This is a genomic window from Hydrocoleum sp. CS-953 (genome assembly GCF_002260545.1).
Lineage (GTDB): Bacteria > Cyanobacteriota > Cyanobacteriia > Cyanobacteriales > Microcoleaceae > Trichodesmium.
Genome location: NZ_LGSU01001217.1, coordinates 1 through 8,103 on the forward strand (window position 1 = coordinate 1; position 8,103 = coordinate 8,103).

The 8,103-nt window shown below is 34.0% G+C and carries 3 protein-coding genes and 2 pseudogenes; 4 read left to right on the forward strand and 1 reads right to left on the reverse strand.

Annotated features, from left to right (window positions below; translation table 11 throughout):
• Window positions 1–1,562: 1,562 nt before the first annotated feature.
• The 4 genes and pseudogenes from AFK68_RS35320 to AFK68_RS20380 all read left to right on the forward strand — a co-directional run.
• A partial coding sequence (locus AFK68_RS35320) for a VWA domain-containing protein (protein WP_143438083.1) occupies window positions 1,563–1,989 on the forward strand: 427 nt, incomplete at its 3' end.
• A gap of 1 nt (window position 1,990) precedes the next feature.
• Window positions 1,991–2,560 (forward strand): annotated as a pseudogene (locus AFK68_RS45845) (VWA domain-containing protein); the annotation flags it as partial.
• Window position 2,561: 1 nt separating this feature from the next.
• Window positions 2,562–3,219: pseudogene (locus AFK68_RS42145) on the forward strand (VWA domain-containing protein); the annotation flags it as partial.
• A gap of 1,653 nt (window positions 3,220–4,872) precedes the next feature.
• On the forward strand, window positions 4,873–6,372 hold the full coding sequence (locus tag AFK68_RS20380) for a cyclic nucleotide-binding domain-containing protein (RefSeq protein ID WP_094674584.1): 1,500 nt from the start codon (window positions 4,873–4,875) through the stop codon (window positions 6,370–6,372).
• Between the two features lie 1,068 nt (window positions 6,373–7,440).
• Here AFK68_RS20380 and AFK68_RS20385 read toward each other — a convergent pair.
• The coding region (locus AFK68_RS20385; RefSeq protein WP_094674586.1) for a J domain-containing protein at window positions 7,441–8,103 on the reverse strand (663 nt) is incomplete at its 5' end.

Here is an 8,103-nt window from a genome sequence, read left to right on the forward strand (position 1 = left end):
ATGGGGAAGTGGGGGGAGAAAAGCCTCTAATTAAATATTTTGACTCTCCCGAAATATCCAGCTAAGGGCAATTACATAACTTCTCTATAATGTCTACGTTTTATGTTAAGTAAAGATGTTTATAAAGGATAGCTTTGAAGGAGAGGTTTAAATCAATACTTCTCTCGGTTAATACCAATTTCATAAACTTAAAACTTCACTTGTCAAAGTATCTATCAAACTCGAAATCAAAGATATCAAGTTATGTATAGTCTGACTTTAGGAAATTGATATAAGGGTGCTTACTTTGGTAGTAATTTTTAATTTTCTCTCAATTTAATTCCTCAATAGCTATTACCTCTTTCATGTGGCAATAACTGTTAATACCAGTTTGAAAAAATATAGCAATTCCCAAAAAGAGTGAGGTACAAAATTCTAGGCAACAGGCAACAGGCAACAGGCAACAGGGAAGAAATATAAAAGTGTACCTTACTAGCGTGAGAAACGCTATAATGTTACGAATAATAAGAGGGATTGTGCATACTTTACCGAATAATTAATAGTTAATAATTAATAATTAAGAGTTGAAGCGTCAATAATTAATTATTCATTCAACAATTAAGGTTTAAAGCCTCCACTTGGATAGGGGATAAATCAAAAAAATTTCCTAGAGCGCCAATCCTATCCGTTTCAAGAAGGGGTAATTATTAATTATTAATTGTTCCGCAGTGTTTTTTGCTGAAAGGGATGTCCTTTTGACTAAAAAGATGATTTATGAACTTAGAAATAGTATTAAAGCTATTCCCATACGACTCCTGACTCCTGTCTCCTGACTCCTAAAAATCCCCTAAGTATTTGTAGTAAACATCTATCAAATTGGTATAACATAGTTCCTCTGCAGAAGCCTGACTAATAGCTTATAGCTTAATACTTACCGAATTATTAATAATTGTTAATTAAATAATTGTGGTTTAAAGCCTCCCCTTTGAAGGGGAAAAAAGCGGTCGTTTGCGGAGCATTCCGTTAGGATGGGATGGCGTTCGCGAAGCGTCCCGGAGGGAAGGGTCTCCCGCTCTTGCAGAGCCGCTCCGCTTTTCATGTCGGCGACAGCCGTTAACGAAGTTGTGCGGAACGCTAAACGCCATATCCAATCGACCAAGAGAAGAAATGATATTTCCCAATCTTCAATTCCGTAACGGTTTTAACCAGAGGTAATTATCAATTATCCATTATCAATTATCAATTATTGAAATTACTTGATTTTTTGAGTCAACATTTAGCATAGATAGTGTTTCTTCTGTAGATGGAAATTTTGCCAGAATTATCTAGGGCGTGTTAAGGAACTGATTTTATTGAAATTTATATCGAAATTTTTCCCTATATTTGTGGAGATATCCTTAAATAAGTAAGTAGTAGAAAAATTCCTAGTACATTTATGAAAGTTAATTTACATTCAGCTCTCAACGATACCAATATTGATGCCTCTCAATCTTCATCTCAACGTCAAATGGCCATATCTATTTCCGCTATGGCTGATGAGTTAGAAAGGACTGTACCATTAAACCTTTGTTNCTAGTACATTTATGAAAGTTAATTTACATTCAGCTCTCAACGATACCAATATTGATGCCTCTCAATCTTCATCTCAACGTCAAATGGCCATATCTATTTCCGCTATGGCTGATGAGTTAGAAAGGACTGTACCATTAAACCTTTGTTTAATTTTAGACCACAGTGGTTCTATGGAAGGAAGACCACTGGAAACTGTTAAACAAGCGGCCGAACAACTTGTGGAGAAATTAAAGGAAGGCGATCGCCTTTCGGTTGTGGCTTTTGACCATCGAGCTAAAGTAATTGTTCGTAATCAAATTATTAATGATTCTGCTAGTATTAAGCGTGAAATTAATAAGTTAAGAGCTTCTGGTGGTACTGCTATTGATGAAGGTTTAAAGTTAGGAATAGAAGAGTTAGGTAAGGGTCAAAAAGATTCTATTTCCCAAGCTTTTCTATNGGAAGGCGATCGCCTTTCGGTTGTGGCTTTTGACCATCGAGCTAAAGTAATTGTTCGTAATCAAATTATTAATGATTCTGCTAGTATTAAGCGTGAAATTAATAAGTTAAGAGCTTCTGGTGGTACTGCTATTGATGAAGGTTTAAAGTTAGGAATAGAAGAGTTAGGTAAGGGTCAAAAAGATTCTATTTCCCAAGCTTTTCTATTAACTGATGGAGAAAATGAACATGGGGATAATGACCGTTGTCTTAAGTTAGCAAAGTTAGCAACAGACTACAATTTAACTCTAAATTCTTTGGGATTTGGTGATGATTGGAATCAAGATGTTTTGGAAAAAATTGCTGATGCTGGAGGGGGAACTCTTGCCTATATTCAACGACCAGAACAGGCAATAGAAGAGTTTGGAAAGTTATTTAATCGGATTCAATCTGTTGGACTTACTAACTCTTATCTAAGATTTTCTTTAATGCCTAAAGTTAGGTTGGCAGAACTTAAACCTATTGCCCAAGTGGCACCAGATACTATTGAATTGCCAGTACAAAAAGAGGGTAATGGGTTTATGGTTAGACTNTCTTGCCTATATTCAACGACCAGAACAGGCAATAGAAGAGTTTGGAAAGTTATTTAATCGGATTCAATCTGTTGGACTTACTAACTCTTATCTAAGATTTTCTTTAATGCCTAAAGTTAGGTTGGCAGAACTTAAACCTATTGCCCAAGTGGCACCAGATACTATTGAATTGCCAGTACAAAAAGAGGGTAATGGGTTTATGGTTAGACTGGGAGATTTAATGAAAGATGTAGAAAGAGTTGTTTTAGTTAATATTTATATTGGGCAATTACCAGAAGGAAAACAAACAATTGCTGAATTACAAATTCGTTATGATGACCCTGCTCAAAGTCAGAAAGATTTACTTTCAAAATCAATTTTAGTTAAAGCTAATGTTATGCAAAAATATCAGCCTCAAGTTAACCCTCAAGTACAAAATCATATTTTAGCTTTAGCAAAATATAGGCAAACTCAAATAGCTGAAACAAAATTACAACAGGGCGATAGAGCAGGTGCAGCTACAATGTTACAAACAGCAGCTAAAACGGCATTACAAATGGGAGATACAGGAGCAGCAACTGTTTTACAAACCAGTGCAACTCGTCTACAAGATGGAGGGGAACTTTCGGAAGCAGACCGGAAAAAAACGAGAATTGTCTCCAAAACAATTTTAAAGTAGAGGATAATTTTCTATCAGTTTAGCCAGGGAATTTTTCCCTGGTTAATAATTTAGGTAAGCATTTAGCATTCAGCCGTCAGCTATCAGCTTAATTCATTACGTTTTGAGTAGAAATTAGTATTGATAGATTTGAGGATAATTAAAAACAACTGACCTTAACCTATAGAATGTATATTTACGATAGCAGTCCTATTTTATTTGTGTATAAAAACCTTCCCACTTTTAGGGAATAGGGAATAGGGAACAGGGAACAGGAAACAGGCGGGAGTTTCAAGTTTTTTTTCTACTTTTTGATTACCCGCAACCTATGCGCGGATTGCTATATTTATGAAACAGCTAAAAGCTGACTGTTAATAGCTGAATTATGACATAATTAGATAGGGAGTCGGGAGTAATAGGAAATAATTGATTATTTCTATATAATAATTAATTGAAATAAGGAGTATGAGGAAATACTTGGCAATCAGTATTTCAAAGTATCTTTTACCATTTTTAGAATTCCAAATTTAAACTTCAAAATTTTTTGATCTAAGTTAATTTAGTAATTGTTTAATTAAGCATACAAGCCTTGTTCTTCAGAACGAAAAAAATCAGAATTATCTTCCTTATTTCAAGCTTCTTGCAACAGTCGCGAGGTAATAATTTTAAATTGTCGCGAAGCAACCTCGATCAAAAATACTAACTCATAGCTTATTAGTAAGAATTTAGCTCTTAGCAGTCAGCTAGTCTCCAGCGGAGGAAGTGCGTTAATAGCCAAATAATGAATAATTTCTTACTCGGTTAAAGGAGCTTACTTTAAGCAGTAACTTTTAATTTTCTCTCAATTTCAAGGGTTGCTTTTACTTCATCCTCCCACTAATAGCTGATAGCTGTTAGCTGACGGCTGAATGCTTACCCTTCTTATCTAAAAAATGCGGAAGTAACGACCAATATAAAAAAATATATAATAGATGATTCAAAGAAATTCTTAGAAACAAGATTCAGGCATAATAATGTGGATAATGTCGAAATTAAAATTTCCCTATCACCTAACTACTTAAAATTTATTATATTTTTACTTCTCTCTCAGTCCCCTACTCCCTACTTCCTAATTTTATTTAATTCTTCTTATCTTTACCGAAAAACTAGGGTTTAAAGCCTCTCCTTTAAAGGAGAAAAAAGAAAAAAATTTCCCTTTTAACCAATCCTCTTGTTGAAAAGAAGAGGTAATTATTAATTAGGGGTTGCTGATTAAATATCAAAGCATTTACGGATAAAGGTTTGAGCAATTTTAGGTCTGGAAAAAGTACCAGCTTTTTGGTTGATAAAGTCGAAAAAGTGAGCATTTTGGGTAGATTATGGCAGAAAAATCACTCTTACTATTCTTCCTCTTCTCTCCTCTATAATTCTCACTTCTCCTGACTCCGTACGGACGTTGCGTAACAAAAATGCGTTTTCCGTCCCGGAATGCTCCGCATTTCCTGACGGAATGCTCCGCAAACATGTCGGCGACAGCCGTTAACGGAGTTATGCGCCAGCAAAACATGTTGCGCAGCAAAACGTCCCTAACTCCTGACTCCTACCCTTACCCATAAGACTTTTTCAGCAAACCCTAATTATTAATTGTTAATTATTAATTATTGAATTTTCCCCTACTCCCCTATTCTCACAAGTATGAATTTGATTTTTTTACAAGGACAACAATGGTTTCAAAACTTATCTAGAGCATTAACAACTCCACTGTTTTATATTGGAGATAATCATCTTTCGATAAGTGCAATTGTCAGATTAATTCTATTAGCTATCGCAGTCTTAATTCTTGCTCGAAATATAGGTGCAGGAATCAAAAGATTACTGCTAACTCCTATGGGTTTAGACCGAGGTAGTAAAGAAGCGATCGCCACAGTTATTATTTATCTAGTCGCAACTTTAGGAATTTTAATTGTTTTACAAAGAGCAGGTATAGACTTAAGAACTCTTACTGTTTTTGCAGGTGTTTTAGGAATTGGAATTGGTTTTGGACTACAAAATCTTGCAAGTAACTTTATCAGTGGTTTAACCCTATTATTTGAACAGCCAATTAAAGTAGGAGATTTTATTGAGGTAGACAATTTATTAGGTACAGTAGAAAGTATCTCTATTCGCTCTACAATTGTGCGTACTCTTGACGGTATATTTGTAATTGTACCTAACATTAAATTTGTCGAAAATAATATTATTAACTGGAGTTACAAAGATCCTAAAAGTCGTCTTCATATTCCAGTTGGAGTTGCTTATGGTACTGACCCAGTGCTAGTAACAGAAACATTATTAGATGTTGCTAGAGCAGAAAGAAATATATTAAAGAATCCTTCTCCAAAAGTATGGTTTAAAGGTTTTGGTGATAGTTCTTTAGATTTTGAGTTATTAGTTTGGATTGACCATCCTCAAGATAGCGATCCAATTACAAGTTCTTTAAATTTTTTGATTGAGCATGAATTAAATCGGCGAGATATAATTATTCCCTTTCCTCAGCGTGATTTATGGTTAAAAAATCCACAAGATTTAAGTCTATTATTTAATAATATTAATATTACCAATGCCATTGAAAGTGAAGTGTTAGATCGGGATGGTATTATTTCGGAGCAGAAACAGAATAGTATTCAACCTCAGTCTCAAAAGCAAATACCAAAATCTCTTAGCAATTGGACTTTGCGCGATTTACTTAAGAGAGTTACTTATTTTGAAAGTTTTACTGATTTAAAGCTCCGACAATTAATAGAATATGGCTATAGACAATTATTCCCTAAAGGACAAATTATATGTCAGGAAAATGATGTGGGTTCTTCTTTTTATATTATTCTTTCTGGTCTGGTTGAAGTGATTTCTGAAAAAACTAATAAATATATTGCTACTCTCCACGAAGGAGAGTTTTTTGGAGAAATGTCTTTATTATTAGGTTCCCCTCGTACAGCTACAGTCAAAGCTGTTGAAGATTCAATTTTATTTGTAATAGAGCAACATGATTTGCAAAGACTCTTAGAAGAATCTCCCAGTTTAGCTGTTGATATTTCCCAAAAGCTTTGTGAACGCCGACAAGCACTACAAGAATTAGGATTATTGGATTTGAGTTCCTCTGAAAATAGTCCCTTTAACCGGATTAGAAACCGGATTCAAACTCTTTTTGGTATTTAGAAGGAAGAAGGAAGAATTCATTAATTGATAATTGATAATTACAAGAAGGTTAAAACCGTTACGGAATTGAATATCGGGAAATATCCTAGCACTTTTTTTCCCCTATCCAAGGGGAGGCTTTAAACCAGAATTATTTAATAATTAATAATTAATTATTAATTATTAATTATTGGGTAAGAAGTAATATCATGGTAGCATCGGTATTGTATAAGGTAAGGAAGAAGGAAGAAGGAAGAAGGAAGAAGTAAGAAGTAAGAAGTAAGAAGTAAAGGAAAAACCTTACATAAGGTAAATATTTCCCCAATTTTTACACGCTCCGATACCAGCGGACATGATATAAGAAGTAAGAAGGAAGAAGTAAGAAGTAATAAGGAAGTTCGTGAAAAAAAACCTTAGGTATTTGGTTTCCCCACCCCATTTTTGCTTGGGGAAAGGAAACCAAACTCCTACGATAAATAATATATTTTAGAGGTATTATCTCTCTAGTTATAGCGGTTTTCACTCATGTTGACTTGCATTACTTCTTCCTTCTTCCTTCTTATACCATTTTGAAAAAAGAATGTTACGAATAGTAAGAGCGATAAAAAGACTTCACAGGAGATGTCCCTTGGACAAAAAAAATGATGTATGACCTAAAAAACTATATTAAAGCCATTCCCATGCGACTCCGTACGGACGCCCTTATGCAACGTCCCTACCTCCTGACTCCNATGACCTAAAAAACTATATTAAAGCCATTCCCATGCGACTCCGTACGGACGCCCTTATGCAACGTCCCTACCTCCTGACTCCTAAAAATCACCCTAGTTATTTGTAGCAAACATTTATCAAACTGGTATTACTTCTTCCTTTAAACCCAAATCTCTGTACTCTAAAAAATATGAAAACTGCTATAAATTCGAGCATTCGTATAATAAAAATTAAATGAAAAGATAGTCAAATATACCACTTATAAAAACTTATAAAACATAGTAGTCGGCATTACCATTAAGCATTATCAAAGTCTCAAATTTAGTTGCAGCAAAAATTTAACTTCTAACCTCTAAATTATGACTTAAACTATATCTTTTATTGCTTTATTGCAGCTTGTGCTTCCTGGCGCAATCTATCAGCAATTCTAAATAATTCTTGACCTGTATGTAAATAATAATCATCATAATTTAGAGTAAATAACTCTAAATCATCTATTCCATCACTAACTTGATTTAAACAATAATATAAATTAGCTGCTACTCCAGCAAAATTAGATGGATTAGGCAGAGAATTAAATAAGTTATGAGCTTTTTTAAGTAGTTCCCGACAACTTTCTAAGTAATTTTGAAAAGATTCAAGCAATTGATCGTCAAAAGGATCAGCAGCTAAATCATTAATTTCACTTTTTAGAGGTTTCAGTATTGAAATTATAATTTTGTTGACTGGTTTATATACTTGATTTAACCATTTTTGCAGGTGTTCATCAATATTCTTGCCTCTTGTATGATGTTTTTGATAATATTGGCTAGTCTTTCTATATTTGTGAGAATTTTGATTAAGTTGGTGATAATCGTAAGACTTCCTTCGTTGGGGATCGCCTAATACTTCATAGGCTTCATTAATTCTAATAATACTTTCATGGTCTGCTATATCTGTATTAATATCTGGGTGAAATAACTTTACTAAACGACGATATGCCTGTTTAATTTGTCCCTGAGTTGCTGTAGGAGTAATATCTAAAATTTTATAATAATTACA

Coding starts and splice junctions, on each gene's coding strand:
- AFK68_RS20380 (WP_094674584.1), top strand. CDS start 4,873: ATGAATTTGATTTTTTTACAAGGACAACAATGGTTTCAAAACTTATCT.